The organism is Actinomycetospora aeridis (assembly GCF_037400275.1).
In the GTDB taxonomy this organism is placed as follows: Bacteria; Actinomycetota; Actinomycetes; order Mycobacteriales; family Pseudonocardiaceae; genus Actinomycetospora; species Actinomycetospora aeridis.
Map to the genome: position 1 here is coordinate 615,470 of NZ_JBBEGL010000005.1, position 15,481 is coordinate 630,950.

The 15,481-nt window shown below is 75.0% G+C and carries 9 protein-coding genes; 2 read left to right on the forward strand and 7 right to left on the reverse strand.

What is annotated here, in order from left to right; genetic code table 11:
* Positions 1-48: 48 nt before the first annotated feature.
* Positions 49-714, reverse strand: coding sequence for a response regulator transcription factor (locus WCD41_RS21070; RefSeq protein ID WP_337716015.1), 666 nt, complete (start codon positions 712-714; stop codon positions 49-51).
* On the reverse strand, positions 705-1,283 hold the full coding sequence (locus tag WCD41_RS21075; protein WP_337716017.1) for a histidine kinase: 579 nt from the start codon (positions 1,281-1,283) through the stop codon (positions 705-707). Before WCD41_RS21075 ends, WCD41_RS21070 begins: the two co-directional genes overlap by 10 nt.
* A gap of 169 nt (positions 1,284-1,452) precedes the next feature.
* On the opposite strand from WCD41_RS21075, the gene WCD41_RS21080 reads away from it, so the two are divergent.
* Complete coding sequence (locus WCD41_RS21080) at positions 1,453-4,083, forward strand: Hsp70 family protein (protein ID WP_337716019.1); 2,631 nt, start codon at positions 1,453-1,455, stop codon at positions 4,081-4,083.
* A gap of 18 nt (positions 4,084-4,101) precedes the next feature.
* Here the strand turns inward: WCD41_RS21080 and WCD41_RS21085 are convergent, their stop codons facing one another.
* The 4 genes from WCD41_RS21085 to WCD41_RS21100 all read right to left on the reverse strand — a co-directional run bounded on the left by WCD41_RS21085 (position 4,102) and on the right by WCD41_RS21100 (position 12,429).
* Positions 4,102-4,362 (reverse strand): hypothetical protein, encoded by a 261-nt coding sequence (locus WCD41_RS21085; protein ID WP_337716021.1) that lies wholly within the window; start codon positions 4,360-4,362, stop codon positions 4,102-4,104.
* A gap of 207 nt (positions 4,363-4,569) precedes the next feature.
* Complete coding sequence (locus WCD41_RS21090) at positions 4,570-5,964, reverse strand: aspartate aminotransferase family protein (protein ID WP_337716023.1); 1,395 nt, start codon at positions 5,962-5,964, stop codon at positions 4,570-4,572.
* 294 nt (positions 5,965-6,258) lie between these two features.
* A complete protein-coding gene (locus WCD41_RS21095; protein ID WP_337716025.1) occupies positions 6,259-7,557 on the reverse strand; it encodes an aspartate kinase in 1,299 nt (432 codons plus the stop codon).
* 309 nt (positions 7,558-7,866) lie between these two features.
* Positions 7,867-12,429 carry a Pls/PosA family non-ribosomal peptide synthetase gene (locus WCD41_RS21100; RefSeq protein WP_337716027.1) on the reverse strand — a complete coding sequence of 1,521 codons (4,563 nt, stop codon included), beginning with the start codon at positions 12,427-12,429 and terminating at the stop codon, positions 7,867-7,869.
* 173 nt (positions 12,430-12,602) lie between these two features.
* Between WCD41_RS21100 and WCD41_RS21105 the strand changes: the two genes are divergently transcribed.
* Entirely contained in the window at positions 12,603-13,964 is a 1,362-nt protein-coding gene (locus WCD41_RS21105) for a M1 family aminopeptidase (RefSeq protein ID WP_337716030.1), read from the forward strand.
* Here the strand turns inward: WCD41_RS21105 and WCD41_RS21110 are convergent.
* Positions 13,948-15,357, reverse strand: coding sequence for a heparan-alpha-glucosaminide N-acetyltransferase domain-containing protein (locus WCD41_RS21110; protein ID WP_337716032.1), 1,410 nt, complete (start codon positions 15,355-15,357; stop codon positions 13,948-13,950). The two genes, WCD41_RS21105 and WCD41_RS21110, sit on opposite strands and share 17 nt — an antisense overlap.
* Between the last annotated feature and the right edge of the window lie 124 nt (positions 15,358-15,481).

The window sequence follows — 15,481 nt, forward strand, 5'->3', positions numbered from 1 at the left end:
CCAGGTGCGCGACGGGGGGTGACCGCCCCGGTCCGGACCGTGACCGGGTCAGGCGTCGTCGCGCTGCGAGCGCAGGTAGGTCAGCACGGCGAGCACGCGGCGGTGGTGCGCCGCCGTGTCGGCCTGCAGCCCGAGCTTGTCGAAGATGCTCGCGATGTGCTTCTCGACCGCCTTCGGCGTCACGAAGAGCTGGCCCGCGATGCCGTTGTTCGACCGGCCCTCGGCCATCAACCGCAGGGTGTCGACCTCCCGCTCCGACAGTGCCGAGATCAGCCCCTTCTTGTCGCCCTGGGGCTTCTCGACGAGGCGCTTCGCGAGCACCGGCTCGATGACGATCTCGCCGGCGTCGATGCGCTCGAGCGTGTCGGACAGGACGTCGACGCTGCCGACCTTCTCCTTGAGGCGGTAGCCGACGCGCTCGGTGCCGATGCCGAGGATGCGCATCAGGTAGTGCGACTCGGCGTAGTGGGAGAGGAAGAGCAGCCCCATGTCGGGGTGCAGGGCCCGCAGGCGTTCCGCGGCGGTGAGGCCGCCGTCGGGCTCGGGGGGCATGCGGATGTCGAGGATCGCGACGTCCACGGGCTCGGTGGCGAGCAGGCGCACGATCGCGTCGCCGTCGGCCACCGACCCGACGATCTCGTGGCCCGCGGCCTCGAGCAGCATCTGCAGGCCCTCGCGGAACAGGGCGCCGTCCTCGGCGAGAGCTACGCGCACGGGATCCTCACCGTCACCTCCGAGCTGGGCCCGACGGTGGTGACCCCGCCGAGCGAGCGTGCCGTCTCCTGGAGCCGTCCGGTGGCGCCGGGCTCGAGCCCGGTCACCGCGAGCACGAGCTCGTCGCCCTCACGGCTGATGGCCACCTCGACCGCGGGCGCGCCGACCGGCAGCGCCGCGAGGCACTCGGCCAGCGCGAAGTAGGTCGCCCCCTCGAGCGCGGGGCCGAAGCGCTCCTCGCTGTCGACGATCGCGATCGGGGCGTCGGTGTGCTCCGCGACCTGGCGCAGCGCCGGGCCGAGACCGGCCTCGTCGAGCAGCGGCGGGTAGAGCTTGCCGGCGAGGTCGCGCAGCTCCTGCAGGACGGCGTGCAGCTCGTCCTGGACGCCGCTGATGCCCTCGGCGATCTCGGGGTCCTGACTGCGGTGGCTCAGCAGACCCAGGCGCAGGGCGAGCGCGGAGAGCCGCAGCGCCGGCCCGTCGTGCAGCTCGCGCTCCAGGCGCATGCGCTGGTGCCAGGCCTCGTCGGGGCCGCCGGGGAGGACCGCGGGGAGCGGGTCCGGTGCCATGACGCCATGGTGCGGCCGGCGCGCCGAGGGCGGGAAGGGTGCCCACCCGACCGCGAGGTGGGGTTTGCCCCCCTTGCGGATCTCGCGTGACGACCGTCCGCAACTGACGCGGCGTCGGTGTTGATCTTTCAGGGCGATCCCCTCGGCTTTCTCGGCCTCAGTGGTTACGATGCGTAGCAATAGCGGGGAAGGGGGCCTGATGTACAGCCTCGGCGTCGACATCGGGACGACCTTCGTCGCGGCCGCGATCGCGCGGGACGACCAGATCGAGATGGTCAGCCTCGGCGACCGGTCGGTCGCGACGCCCTCGCTGGTGTACCTGCGCGAGGACGGGTCCCTGCTCACCGGCGACGCCGCGGCACGCCGGGCCGTCAGCAACCCCGACCGGCTGGCCCGCGAGTTCAAGCGCCGCCTCGGCGACCCCACGCCGCTCAAGCTCGGTGGCACCTCCCAGCCGGTGACCGCCCTGCTCGCGGCGCTCCTGCGCGACGTCCTCACCTCCGTCACCGAGACCGAGGGCAGCAAGCCCGACCGCGTCGTCCTGACCCACCCGGCCAACTGGGGCCCGTTCCGGCGCGGCCTGTTCGAGGAGGTGCCGAGCCTCGCCGGGCTGGACAACCCGCCGACCGTCACCGAGCCCGTCGCGGCCGCGGCGCACTACGCCTCCAGCCACGAGCTGCGCGACGGCGAGGTCATCGCCGTCTACGACCTCGGCGGCGGCACGTTCGACGCCACCGTCCTGCGCGCCCGCGACGGCGGCGTCGAGATCCTCGGGTCGCCGGAGGGCATCGAGCGCCTCGGCGGCGTCGACTTCGACGAGGCGATCCTCGCCCACGTCAACCACACCTCCGGGGGCGCCCTCGACGAGCTCGACCTGCGCGACGCGCAGACCACCGTCGCCCTCGCGCGGCTGCGGCAGGACTGCGTGCTGGCGAAGGAGGCGCTCTCGGTCGACAGCGAGACCGTCGTGCCGGTGTTCCTGCCCGGGAAGCACTTCGACGTGACGGTGACCCGCGCCGAGTTCGAGGACATGGTGCGGGCCCCGCTCGAGTCGACCGTCGGGGCACTGAGCCGCACCCTGCGCTCGGCCCACGTCGAGCCCTCCGAGCTCAGCGCGGTCCTGCTCGTCGGCGGCTCGTCGCGGATCCCGCTGGTCGCGGAGATGGTGTCCGCGGAGATCGGGCGCCCGACGCTCGTCGACACCCACCCCAAGTACGCGGTGGCCCTGGGGGCCGCGACCCTGGCCGCCGGGCTGTCCGGGTCGACCGCGGTCTCGACCTCGGCCGCCGGCACCACCGTCGCCGAGCCACCTGCCCCGGTGCGTCCGGCGCCGCGGACCGACCCGGAACCGCCGGTCGCGGCGACCGCCGCGCCGCCGGCACCCGTCGCCGAGCCCACCCGGACCGACACGGGCGAGGGCGCCACCACGACGATCGACCGTCCCGCGAACCCGTCCGGTGACACCACCACGACGATCGGGCCGCGCACGGGTGGGTTCCCGGGTGGTCCGGGTGGTCCGGGTGGTCCGGGTGGTCCGGGTGGTCCCGGACGCCCCGGCCCTTCGGTCGGTCCGCGTGGTCCCGGACGCCCGGGCGGACCCGGTCGTCCCGGCGGACCCGGTCCCCGCGGGCCCGCGGTGGACGATGCCCCGACCGGCCCGGTGGCGGTCGGGCCGGGGTCGCGGCGCTCCGCCGGCCCGCCCCCGTTGGGCGACGCCACGCCGGCCTCGACGGGCCGCGGTGGGTCGCGGCGCAGGGTCCTGGCCGTGGTGGTCGGCGTGCTCGTCCTGGCGCTGCTGGCCGCGATCGCCCTGCTCGGCTACGGGTACCTCAGCGCGAGCACGCCGCAGCAGGAGGCGGCCGAGGCCCCGCCGCCGGCGGAGGTCGCCGCGAGCGTCCCGATCCCCACCCTCGGCACCCCGATCCCGGTGGGGCAGACCCCCGGCTTCGCCGCGGTCTCGCCGAACGGCCGGCTGGTGTACGTCGCCAACCGGGCGGCCGGGGTCGTCACGGTCGTCGACACCTCGGTGAACGCCGTGACCGCCACGATCCCCGTGACGTCGGGCCCGCCCCAGTACGTCACGTTCGCCCCGGACGGGCGGCGCGTCTACGTCAGCGTCTTCGACGACGCGCGCACCATCGCCGCCGTCGCGGTCCTCGACACCACGACCAACCAGGTCGTCGCGACCATCCCCGTCCGCACCCGGCCGTTCGCCGCCGCGGTCTCGCCGGACGGCACGCGGCTCTGGGTGCCCAACCACGACTCCGGCTCGATCTCGGTGATCGACACCGCGACGAACACGCTGGTCCGGGATGTGCAGGTGGCCCCGAACCCGCACTGGGTCGAGTTCTCCCGGGACGGCACGCGGGCCTACACCCCCAACCACGAGTCCAACCTCATCTCCGTGATCGACACGTCCACGTTCGCGGTGCTGGCCGAGGTCCCGGTGGGCACGAGCCCGCACAGCGTGGCGGTGCACCCGAACCGCCCGCTCGTGGCCAACGTCGACTTCGACAGCAACGACGTCACGATGATCGACACCGACACGAACGCCGTGGTGGCGACGATCCCGGTCGGCGAGAACCCCCAGGAGATCACCTGGGCGCCCGACGGGCGGTTCGCCTACGTCGCGAACAACGCGAGCAACACGGTGTCGGTGATCGACGCGCAGACGATGGCGGTCACCGCGACCCTGCCGACGCCGGCGAGCCCGAGCAGCATCGCCGTCACCCCGGACGGGCGCACCGGCTACGTCACCACGATCGAGGGTGGCGTGCTGGCGGTGCTCGCCCTGTCCTGAGCTCATCCCCCGAGGGGGTCACGCGGCCGTGAGCACGGCACTGCCGGCCGGGGTCAGCTCGGGAGCACCGGGCCTGGCGAGGCGGATGAGGCCGGCTGATCGCAGCCGCGCCCCGGCGAACTGGTCGGCGCAGCAGCAGCCGTCCACCAGCAGGGCGGAGCCGGCACCGGGGGCGACGGCGACGCGGCCGGCGGCGATCGCGGCGAGGATCGCGCGGTCGCGGCCGGTGATCGCGGCCTTCATCGAGGAGGTGGTGGCGATGGTGGCGGTGGCGTTCATGGCGGGCTCCCGGCGTCGTCGGCGGTCTGTGGCTACCGGGAACTCTGCTCCGCGGCGCGCCGCGTCAGGAGGACGTGCGCCCTACGGCCGGCGGGGTGGACCCGCGAGCTGAGGTGGGGTTCTCCCCCAACGGTGGCCGGACGCCGACGCCGCAGGGCACCACCGCGCGTGGCGGTGGTGCCCTGTCGTGCGTTCGGGGTCGGGGGATCAGGCCGCGGCCGGCACCTCCGTCGCGAGCGCGCCGCGGACGGCGTCGACGAGGATCGAGCAGGCGATCCGGATCTGCTCGGCGGTGACGTTCAGCGGCGGGAGCATCCGCACCACGCAGTCGTCGCGGCCGCCCAGCTCGACGATGAGGCCGGCGCGCAGGGCCCGGGCCTGGACGTCCTGGGCGAGCGCGGTGACGCTGCGGCCGTCGGTCGGCGGGGCCAGCTCGATGCCGAGCATGAGCCCGAGGCCGCGCACCTCGACGACGCCGGGGTCGCCGGCCAGCTCGGCGAGGTGGTCGAACACCTGGGCGCTGCGCTCGCGGACGTTCGCGAGGACGTCGTCGCGCTCGACGATGCGCAGCGTCTCGACGCCGGTGGCGAAGGCGAGCTGGTTGCCGCGGAACGTGCCGCTGTGGGCGCCGGGCGCCCAGACGTCCAGGGCCTCGTCGTACATGATGATCGCGACGGGCTGGCCCATGCCCGAGAGCGCCTTCGACGCCACGACGACGTCCGGCTCGATGCCGTACTGCTCGAACGCCCACCAGGTGCCGGTGCGGCCGCAGCCGGTCTGCACCTCGTCGACGATGAGCGGGACGCCGAGCTCACGGGTCAGGGCGCGGACGCGCTGCACGAACTCCTTGCGGGCCGGGATGACGCCACCCTCGCCCTGCACCAGCTCCATGATCACCGCGGCCGGGAGCGCCACGCCGCCGTTGGCGTCGTTCAGCGCCCGCTCGAGCAGGGACACGCAGTTGGTCTGGCAGGTCTCGGGGTTCAGCGCCAGCGGGCAGCGGCTGCACGAGGAGAAGGGGAAGAACTGCACGCCGGGCATGAGGTTCTGCACGGGGCGCTTCTGCGCGACGAGGCCGGTCATCGCCATGGCAGCGTGCGTGCTGCCGTGGAAGCCGCCCTGGAAGGACACGACGTCGCCGCGCCCGGTGGCCGTCTTGCACAGCTTGATCGCGGCGTCGACGGCGTTCGCGCCGGTGGGCCCGCAGAACTGGATGCGCATCCGCTCGCGCATGCCCTCGGGCAGCATCGCGAGCTGGGCCTCGGTGAACGCGTCCTTCGTCGGGGTCGCCATGTCGAGGCCGTGGGTGAAGGTGCCCATCTGCTCGACGGCGGCGGCGACGAGCTCGGGGTGGTTGTGGCCGAGCGAGAGGACGCCGGCGCCGGAGAGGAAGTCGAGGAAGACGTTGCCGTCGACGTCGCGCACCCAGCTGCCGGAGCCCTCCGCGATCGCGAAGGGGAAGTGGCGAGGGTAGGCGCGGGCGTTGGACTCCCGCTCGCGTTGCCGGGCGAGCAGCTCCTCGGAGCGGGGCCCGGGCAACGGGCCGGCGACGGCCGGGGCGGCGGTGTCGCGCAGGGCGGGGGCGATGGGGGTGACGTTCATGGTCGGTGTCTCCTCGAGCGGGATGCGGTTCTTCCGCGGTGTCCCGCGGTGCTGCTGAGAAGCCTCGTCCGGGAAGGGGTCGCGGGACATCGCGCCCGCCCCCGTGCCGTCGGGGCCGACCCGCCGGCTCGGGTAGGGACGCCCCCCGGGCCCGCCCGCCCGCCCCTGTTCCGAGCGAAGGGCACCTTCGGTCGGGTAGACGGGCGAGGGACGCCCCTCGCCGGAACGGCGGCGGGCACGCGTCGGCCCCGGCCGCGCGAGGGGCGCGCGACCGGGGCCGGTGGGCGGCGGCCGTCAGGCGACGACGCGCAGGTCGGGGCGGGTGCCGGTCTCGAGCAGCGCCGTCGCGTCCGCGGCCGGGGCGACCTCCTGCGGGGCGACCTTCTCCGGGGTCGGCGCCACGTCGGTGACGAGCGCGGCGTGGAGCACCCGCAGGGCGTCGTCGACGCGGGCACCGGCGACGTGCACGGTGACCCGGCCGGGGGTGGTGGTGACGATCCGCGGCGCGATGCCCGCCGCGACGAGGACGTCGAGCACCGAGGCCGTCACCTCCGGTCGCCGGGTCAGGCCGGGGCACACGACGCCGACGGAACCGAGCTCCTCGGCGATGGTCACCTCGATCCCGGCGACCTCGAGCGCCGCGGTCACGGCCGCGGGCGCGGCGTCCTGCACGGTGAACCGCACCTCGCCGTCGGCGACCAGCGTCGCGCCGATCGCGAGCCCGCGGCGGGCGAGGGCGGCGGCGACGTCCCCCGGCGCGGCACCGGGCGCGGCGTAGAGCGGCTCGGCGCGGCGGTGACCGACACCCGAGACGGCGGTGCGCTCCAGCTCGGCGCCCGGGTCCGGGCGGAAGCCGACGACCGTGCCGTTCCCGGAGTCGAAGCTCGACCTCAGGTGGATCTCGACGCCGTGGACGGCGGCGAGCTCGACGGCCCGCGGCTGGAGCACTCCCGCGCCGGCCTCGGCCATCTCGAGCATCTCGTCGGTCCGCACGCTCGCGAGCGGGCGGGCGTCGGGGACGACCCGCGGATCGGCGGTGAAGACGGCCGGGACGTCGGTGAAGATGTCGCAGCGCGAGGTCCCGAGCGCCGCGGCCAGCGCGACCGCGGACGCGTCCGAGCCGCCCCGTCCCAGCGTGGTGACGTCGCCCGACGCGGCGATCCCCTGGAAGCCGGTTACGAGCACGATCGCGCCGCGGTCGAGCTCGGCGTGGATGCGGCCGGGGTGGATATCGGCGAGGCGCGCGTGGCCGTGGCCGTCGTCGGTCGACACGCCGGCCTGGGCGCCGTCGAGGGAGATCGCGGGGACGCCGAGCTCGGTGATCGCCATGGCGGTGAGCGCGCAGGAGATGCGCTCTCCGACGGCGACGAGGGCGTCGAGCTCCCGGGGGGCGGGGGCCGACGAGAGCTCGTGGGCCTGGGCGATCAGGTGGTCGGTCGACTTGCCCATCGCCGAGAGCACGGCGACGACGCGGTGGCCGGCGCGGTGCGCCTCGACCATGCGCCGGGCGACCGCGCGGATGCGGTCGTGGTCGCCGACGGACGTGCCGCCGAACTTCCACACGAGCGGCGGGCTGGGCTGCTGGGCGGTCATGACGTCCTCCTCCTCGTCGAGGCCGCTGGGTGGCGCAAGCCCCGTGTCGTTGCTGGTCAAGAGCCTGCTCGGAGATCGACGTCGGTGGCAGCGTGCCGACCCCCGGGCCGGCGGAGCCCACCCCCGGGTCAGCGGGGGACAACCCTCGGGGCACCCGCCCCGCCCCGGGAGCGAGGGACGCCCCAGCTGCGTCGCAGGCAGCGAAGGAGTCCCTCGCCCGGGAACGAGCGGAGCCTCGCGCAGAACGAGGGACGCCCTCGCTGCGTGGCAGGCAGCGAGGGCGTCCCTCGGTCGGTGCGGCGAGCGCGATCAGCGACGACGCGGATGCGGGTGGAGCGCCACCGGCGCCGGTGGGGCGGTGTGCCGGGCCACCGGAGGCACGGAAGGCACGGCCTGCGGGCGGGGCGGCGGCGGGACCGGACGACCACCGCGGGGCGCGGGGATCCGCTGCGGAGTCGGCGTCGGCGCCGGTCCCGGGCGAGGCGCCGGCCCCGGCCGCGGCCCGCGCGGCGGGACGGGCGCGGCGACGGGGCGAGGCGCGACACCCGGACGCGCGGGCCCGCCAGGACCGGTCGGACGCGGCATCGGTGCGCCGGGGCGGGGCGCGCGTCCGTCCATGATCGGCGTGGCATTACGGACACTCAACGTCTGCGGCGCCACGCCGCTGACACGAGGTAGTGGCATCCGGCGGCCGGCGCGGTCGGCCGTCGGGGCCAGGGGGCGGGGCCGGACGGCGGGCACCACCGTGGTGCCGGCTGCGAGGGCCGCGACGGGGAAGACGTGGCGCGCCTCGGTGGCCGGGTTGCCCCGCCAGACCGAGCGCGGACCCATCTCCTCGCCCTTCATGAGGAACGCGTCGGCCTCGAGCACCGCGCCGTCGCCGATCGTCGTCCCGTAGTGCACGAACGACTTGGTCCCCAGCGTCACGCCGTGGCCGACGTGGATGCGGTCGGACTTGAAGATGCCGTCCTCCAGCGAGTGGCCCTGCAGCACCGCGAGAGCGCCGAGCACCGCGTCGTCGCCGACGGTGGTGAGGGTCTTCTCCGGCATGATCGCGCCGTCGTCGAGGACCCGGCGGCCCATGCGGACGCCGGCGAGGCGCCAGAGCATCGGGTTGAACGGGGTGCCGGTGAACGGCGGCGTCACGAAGAGCTTCCACAGGCGCTCGTGGCGCCAGAAGTCGACGTCGTAGATGCCGGACTCGCGCGGCTGCAGCGGGCGGAAGCGGAGCACGGCGCGCTCGGCGAGCACCGAGGACAGCACGAGCAGCAGGCCCACGACGGCCATGCCCGCGGCGATCACGGGGGTGCCGAGGTCGCCGTAGAGGTCGGCGGCGACGGCGAGCGCCACGAGCGACGCCGCGAACTGCGCCCAGCGGAAGGCGAGGACGCCGAGGATGCCGCGCAGGTTGTGCCGGTTCTTGGCCCGCAGCAGGCGTCGGAACTCGGCGGGGTCGGACGGTACCGACGACGACGCCCCCGCCGGGCCGGAGCGCGGGATCTCGATGGCCGGCGAGCCCAGCAGGCCCACGTCGGAGCGGACCGGGCCGTCGATCGGCACCAGGGTCTTCGTGGCGAGCAGGACGTTGTCGCCGACGCGGGCGCGGCTCGGGAAGATCACGTCGTTGCCGACGAAGTTGCGCTCGCCGACGACGACGGGGGAGACCCGGAACGAGGAGCTCGAGAAGTCGGCGTTGGCCAGCGACAGGCCGTCGGAGATCATCGTGCCGGTCCCGATCGTGACCAGGTGCGGCGCGTCGTGCTTCATCTCGGTACCGAAGTTGGAGCCGGTCTGCTCGACGCGGCCGAGGTCGTAGCCCAGGGCGCGGACGAACGTGACGGCGAACGAGCTGTCGCCGAAGAGCAGCATGAAGAACTTCGAGTTGCTCAGCGCCGCGATCACGCCCTGCACGACGTGATGGAAGCCGTAGAGCGGGTAGATGCGGCCCGGCGTCACGAGCCTCTTCAGCAGGCGCGGCACCGTCACCATCACCACCAGCGACCCCACGACCATGCCCGCGAAGAGCACGACCGACGCACCGAGCAGCACGAGGTAGAAGCCGGCCGACGTGATGAAGGGGTGGCCCGGGCCGAGGAGCTGGTCGACCTCTCCGAGGGTGGTCAGCGCGACGACGGCGACCCCGAAGGCGACCGGCGGCACGAGCATGACGAGCAGCTGCAGGACGCTGTAGACGACACGGCGCAGGCGCCCGCCGCGGGCCGGGCCGACGGCGCGGTAGTCGGTGGACGTGGGCCGCGCGGGCGAGCCGTGCCAGCGCTGGCCGCCCGGGATCGCCTCGCCGGTGTGCAGCGCGGACGCGTGGCCCAGCTGGGCGCCGTCGCCCATCGCGGTGCCGACCTCCAGCACGCTGCCCTCGCCGACGACCGCGTAGCGCCCGACGGTGACCGGGCCGGTCTGCACGGCGCCGGCGACGACGCGGTAGGCGGTGAAGGTGGAGTCCTTGCGGATCACCGTGCCGTCGCCGATCGCGAGCAGGTCGGTCGCGACGGGGACCGTGCGCGACTGGATCAGCACGCCGCGCCCGATCTTCGCGCCCAGGGCGCGCAGGTAGACGTTGTAGAGCGGCGAGCCGACCAGGAAGACCGCGGGGCTGGTGCGGATGAGGAGCTTGACGGTCCAGAAGCGGACGTAGTCGAGGCTCCAGAGCCGGATGGAGCGGGCCGTGAAGGTCCCGATGAGCAGCCACTTGGCCGCGAGCGGCAGGACGCAGTAGCCGAGGAAGGCGGCGACCGCGAAGACGACCGCGCGCTCGTAGGTCTCGGCGTAGCCGTCGGCGGCCACGATCCAGCGGTAGGCGCGGTCGAGCAGGAACGCCGAGAGCGCCAGCAGCGCCACGAACACCCCGAGCTGGGCGACGCCGGTCCACGCGTACGCGCGGGAGCTGGCGGGGCCGGCGGGCGGTGCGGTGACGACCGGCGCCGGCGGCCGGGCCGGGACGGCACCGTCGGCGGCCGGGACCGCCCCGAACGCCGTGGCGAGGCCGCGGATCGTGCGGTGCTCGTAGATGTCGCGCATCGACACCGTCGGCAGGTCGTCGCGCTTGCGCAGCTTCGCGGTGAACTGGGCCATCAGCAGCGAGGTGGCGCCGAGGTCGTCGAAGAAGTGGGCGTCGACCGACACCTTGTCCACGCCGAGGACGCCGGCCAGCACCTCCGCCAGGCCCTCCTCGACCGGGTTGGTGGCGGCGACGTGCTGCTGGGCCGCGCCGCCACCGCGCCGCGCGCGCGGTGCGGGCAGGTTCTTGCGGTCGGCCTTGTCGCTGGTCGTCATCGGCATCACGTCGAGGTGCTCGAGGTAGGCCGGGACCATGTACTTCGGCAGCCGCTCGCGCAGCATCTCCGCGATCTGGTCCTGCTCCAGCGACGGCGTGTCGGTGCGCAGCGTGTAGTAGCCGACGAGCTCGACGACGCCGGGCTCGGGCTCGTAGGTGTCGACGACGGCCTGCGCGATGCCGGGGACCTGCAGGAGCACCGACTCGATCTCGGTGAGCTCGATGCGGTAGCCACGGATCTTGACCTGGAGGTCGATCCGGCCGTGGTACTCGATCTCGCCGTCGGCGTTGACCCGGCCGAGGTCGCCGGTGCGGTAGATGCGGCCCGACGGGTTGCCGGGGATGCCGAGGAAGTCGGGGATGAAGACCTTCCCGGTCTTCTCGGGGTTGTTGACGTACTCGCGGGCCAGGCCGATCCCGGCGATGCCGATCTCGCCGACCTCGCCGTGGGGCAGCGCGGCCGGCTCGCCCTCGGTGGTCAGGATGACCGTCGAGTACGTCGGGAGCGGCACGCCGATCGTGACGGCGCGGTCCGGGTGCACCTCGGTCCAGGTCGCGGTCACGGTGGCCTCGGTGGGCCCGTAGACGTTGAGGAACCGGCGGTCGGGGCGGTACCAGCGCGCGATGAGGTCCTGCGGGCAGGCCTCGCCGGAGACCAGCAGGAACCGCAGGCCCGGCACGTCCTCGTCGAGGGTCGCGAGCAGGGTGGGCACGCAGCACATCGCCGTGACGCCGCGGGAGACCAGGAACTCGTGCAGGTCGACGCCCAGCAGGCTGGCGCCCGGGGGCTTCGGGACGAGGGTGGCGCCCACGGCCCAGGGCACCCAGATCTCCTCGATCGAGAAGTCGAAGGCGATGGTCAGGCCCTGGTAGACGCGGTCGTGACGCTTGATGCCGTAGACCTCGGCGGCGACGCGGACGAAGTTGGCGATGCTGGCGTGCTCGATGGCCACACCCTTGGGACGACCGGTCGAGCCCGAGGTGTAGATGATGTAGGCGAGGTCGTCGACGGGCTCGCCGCGCTCGTCGTCGCGGAGCGGGCGGCCGTCCTGGGCGGCGATGCGGGCGGTGTCGTCGTCGACGCACAGCCACGGCGCGCCCGGGCCGCCGTCGAGCTCCCAGCCCTCCCGGACGTGGGCGAGCGAGAGCACGCGGGTCGCCCCGGCGTCGCCGACGATGTAGGCGATGCGGTCGGAGGGGAAGCCGACGTCCAGCGGGATGTACGCCGCGTGGATCTTCAGCACCGCGAGCATCGCGACGTAGGAGTGCACGGGGCGGTCGAACAGCAGGGCCAGGCGGTCGCCGGCCCGCACGCCCTCACGCTGCAGGTGGCGCGCGAGCTGATTGGCGCGCGCGTCGAGCTGGACGTAGGTCAGCCGCTCCTCGCCGGTGTCCACCGCGAGGTGGTCCGGGCGGGCGAAGCGGGCCATCCACGCGACCTGCTCCTCCCAGACCTCGTGCATGCGCTCACCCGCGCGACCCCGGCGACCCTGCGGGTAGCGCGGGTCGATGAGGACGTTCGCCGTGGCCGGGGCGGCGCCCGTGTGGCCGTGGGCTTCCTGGCCGGTCTGCGCGATCATGGCGGGTGGCTCCCTCGGGTGAGCTCGTGGTCCGTCGAGGACGGGGGTGTGGCGTGGTACCGAGCCTGTCCGCGCCGGCGCGCCGCGCCGATGGGGAGCGCCCGGCACCCGCCCGGGCGGCCCCCCGCGTGCGGGTGGGGTTCTCCCCCCGTCGACGAGCCGGCGCGGTCTGCGTGGTTCTCGCGGTGATGGCGGCCGCGTGCGGGTCCGCCGCCGACGACCCGCCCTACGCGGCGACGCTGTGGCCGGAGCGCCCCGTCGTGGACCTCGCGTTCGTCGTCGCGCCGGACCTGCGCTCGGTGACCGGGACGGAGACCGTGCGGTTCACCCCGGACCTCGAGGTCTGCGAGCTCGTCTTCCGCGCCTGGCCGAACACCCCGACGATGGCGCGCACCGGCACCTCGCTGACGGTCACCGACGCCGCCGTGGACCCACCTGGCGACACCGCGCCGGCGTCACCGGTGGTCGAGGCCGCCGGCGCCCCCGAGGGGACGCCCGGCACGCTGGTCACGGTGCCGCTCCCGCGGTGCGTGGCGCCGGGCACGGCCGTGACGGCCCGGCTGGGCTTCCGGCTCGTCCTCGGGGTGGACGCCGACGAGCGGGTGGCGACGTCGCCCGCCACCGGCACCGCCTGGTTCGGCTCCGGCCACCCCCTGCTCGCCTGGGAGCGGGGCCGGGGCTGGGCGCGCGAGCCCGCGGTACCGATGTACGGGGAGTCCGCGACCAGCGAGGCCGCCGACACGACGGTCACCGTCACGGCGCCGGAGGGGCTCGCGGTGCTCGGGCCGGGGACGGCCGAACCGACGGAAAGCGCCGTGCACCGCTTCCGCGCCCCGGCCCTGCGCGACGTCGCGGTCGCGGTGGGGCGCTTCGACGTGCTCGAGCGCGACGTCGACGGGGTGCGGCTGCGCCTGGCCACGCCGCGGACCGGCACCCGGGTGCCGCCCGCGCGGTGGGCCGACGCCCTGGCCGCGGCGATGACCGCCCAGACGCGCCTGCTCGGGCCGTTCCCCTACCCCGAGCTGACGGTGGCGATCACCCCCGGCCAGAGCGACGGCACCGAGTTCCCCGCCGCGCTGCAGTTCGGCGACGTCCCCGAGCGCGGACTGCGCGCGCTCGTCGCCCATGAGGTCGCGCACCAGTGGTTCTACGGCCTCGTCGGCAACGACCAGAGCCGCGACCCCTGGCTCGACGAGTCCTTCGCGACCGCCGTCGAGGCCCTCACCGCGGACGGCGACTACGACGCCGACGACGTCGACCCCGCCCTCGTCGGGCGCCTCGGCGAGCCGATGACCACCTGGGCCGCGGACGGGGGCTTCCGGGCCTACGTCGACGGGGTCTACGACCAGGGCGCCGCCGCCCTGCTCGCCGGCCGGGAGGCCGACCCGGAGGGCTTCGACCGGGCGCTGCGCGCCTACGTCGGGCGCCGTGCCCAGGGGATCGCGACCCTCGCCGACGTCGCCGAGGCGTTCGCGGGGCAGCCGGCCACCCTCGACGCGCTGCGGGAGGCCGGCGCCTTCAGCGGCGCACGCTGACCGGTGCCGTGCCCGGCGGCGGGCGGAACGGGTCCCGGGGCAGGCGCGGGCCGGGCAGGGTCGGGACAGGCCGGGGCGGGCCGGTCAGGGGCGGCTGGGTCAGGGGCGGTACGGCCGGTCGGTACGGGAGACCGGCGATCGGCCCGGTGGCCGTGTCGTCGGGCGGCGGGCCCGCGGTGGCGCCCGCTCGCGCGGCGGCCGCGGCGCGGTTCGCCACGTTGCCCACGAGCGCCTCCAGCGGTCCGCGGTCGGACGCCCGGCGCCAGGCGACGGCGCCCAGGACCAGCACCACGACCTGCGCGAGGTACTCGGGCACGGAGTCGAACTCGGCGAACGCACCGGCGTAGACCACGTGCGCCGTGTAGAGGGTGAGCGTCATGGACCCGGCGGCGACGAGCGGCGCCTGCACGGCGTCGGCGACCTGGCGGGCAGCGGCCGGGAGGTGCCCCAGCAGCAGCATCGCCCCGAGGACCGCCAGCGACGAGCCGATGGTCGCGGCCAGGTCGAGCGGGGTGCCGGAGTGCGGGGCGGCGGTCGCGAGCCACCACACGTCGTCGGCGGGCACGACGCCCGACGGTCCGAGCGTGAGGATCTCGGTGATCGCGTCGGCATCCAGGTCGCTCGTCGCGAGCAGGTGCGCGGTGCCGCCGAGCGGCCCGAGCAGCAACCACGACGCCAGCGGCGCCGCGACGGCGAGCCCCGCCCCGACCACGAGCAGCCGCCGGGCCACGCGCGCCGAGGAGAGCGTCAGCCGGCCGACGCCCAGCCCGATCGCGAGGTAGGCCATCCACGTCAGGGCGGGGTAGACGCCGGTGAGAAACAGCTCGGCGAGGACGCCGCCGGGGTCGGCGAACGAGGCGAGCGAGATGTTGTCGCCGGACGCCTCGGGCAGCCCGCCGCGGACGAGCAGGCTCCCCACCGGGACGACGAGGGCCACCACCGCGCCGACGGCGAGCACCACGCGGGTGGACAGGAACACCAGCGGGATCGCGAGCAGGAACATCGCGGCGTACGCCGGGAGGATCACGGCGACCGCGTCCTCCATGTCGACCCAGCCCAGCCCGACGACGCCGATCAGCCCGATGAGGCCGGCGCGGGTCGCGAGCGTCGCCGCGGCCGCCCGTCCGGAGGGCCCGGGCGTGACGCGGCGGCGGCCGGTCATGAACGCGATCGCGACGCCGGCGAGCACCGCGAACAGGGCGGCCGAGCGCCCGACGAACAGGATCTGGGTGGTCGACGGGGCGCCGGTGTCGGTGGTCTCGGAGAACTCGTGGACGGCCATCATCCCGAGCAGGGCGAGGCCGCGGGCGGCATCGACGCCCAGGAGGCGCGCCTTCTTCCCGGCCGTGTCGGGGTGCTTCGTCGGTGGGGGCAGGGCGGGGTACGGAGTCATGCTCCTTTGGTAGGGCCCCGGCCCCGCGGGTCCCATCGTGTCCGCCCCCGTCGCGGGGGAGCAGGCCCTACCGCGACACGCCGATCGGGCTTTCTCGCGAGATATCGGGCTCGCGCTAGAGAAC

What these genes read in the sequence shown, in the direction of transcription:
- WCD41_RS21075 (WP_337716017.1), bottom strand. Translation starts at nt 1,283, where the DNA reads ATGGCACCGGACCCGCTCCCCGCGGTCCTCCCCGGCGGCCCCGACGAG.
- WCD41_RS21080 (WP_337716019.1), top strand. Translation starts at nt 1,453, where the DNA reads ATGCGTAGCAATAGCGGGGAAGGGGGCCTGATGTACAGCCTCGGCGTC.
- WCD41_RS21085 (WP_337716021.1), bottom strand. Translation starts at nt 4,362, where the DNA reads ATGAACGCCACCGCCACCATCGCCACCACCTCCTCGATGAAGGCCGCG.
- WCD41_RS21090 (WP_337716023.1), bottom strand. Translation starts at nt 5,964, where the DNA reads ATGAACGTCACCCCCATCGCCCCCGCCCTGCGCGACACCGCCGCCCCG.
- WCD41_RS21095 (WP_337716025.1), bottom strand. Translation starts at nt 7,557, where the DNA reads ATGACCGCCCAGCAGCCCAGCCCGCCGCTCGTGTGGAAGTTCGGCGGC.
- WCD41_RS21100 (WP_337716027.1), bottom strand. Translation starts at nt 12,429, where the DNA reads ATGATCGCGCAGACCGGCCAGGAAGCCCACGGCCACACGGGCGCCGCC.
- WCD41_RS21110 (WP_337716032.1), bottom strand. Translation starts at nt 15,357, where the DNA reads ATGACTCCGTACCCCGCCCTGCCCCCACCGACGAAGCACCCCGACACG.